The organism is Alkalihalophilus lindianensis, assembly GCF_032843265.1.
GTDB classification, from domain to species: domain Bacteria; phylum Bacillota; class Bacilli; order Bacillales; family Bacillaceae_D; genus Alkalihalophilus; species Alkalihalophilus lindianensis.
The window spans coordinates 1-434 of the sequence record NZ_JAWJBA010000051.1; the positions used below are offsets into that span (position 1 = coordinate 1).

1 protein-coding gene is annotated in these 434 nt (G+C 43.5%); it reads right to left on the reverse strand.

All coding sequences use genetic code 11. The annotated features are described in order from the left end of the window. A partial coding sequence (locus tag RYX56_RS21230; protein ID WP_317123974.1) for an amino acid permease occupies positions 1-347 on the reverse strand: 347 nt, incomplete at its 3' end. Positions 348-434: the final 87 nt, after the last annotated feature.

Consider the following 434-nt stretch of genomic DNA (forward strand, 5'->3'; position numbering starts at 1 on the left):
TACCAGTAATTCCAGCCAAGGGCAAAGCCAAGTGATGGATCGACAAACTTTGTAGCATACGTGCTGAAGCTGCCGGCAACCGGCATATAAGCTGCCATCTCAGCTAAGCTTTGCATTAAGAAATACACCATTATTCCGATGACAATATAGGAAAGAATCGCACCACCGGGGCCAGCTTCATGAATCGCACCGCCGCTGGCAAGAAATAATCCGGTTCCAATTGTTCCGCCAAGCGAAATCATCGTAAGGTGGCGTGATTTTAAACTTCTTTTTAATTCATTTGTTTCCTTGTTCGCTATTTCTGTTTTTGAATAAACATCGTTTTTCTGTACATTTGCAGATTGCATAAGTACGACTCCTTTTCGATTAGATGGGAAGGAGTTGGGAATAAAAAATGCCACCGAAGTAGATTCGAATGGCCGTCAATACCCCGC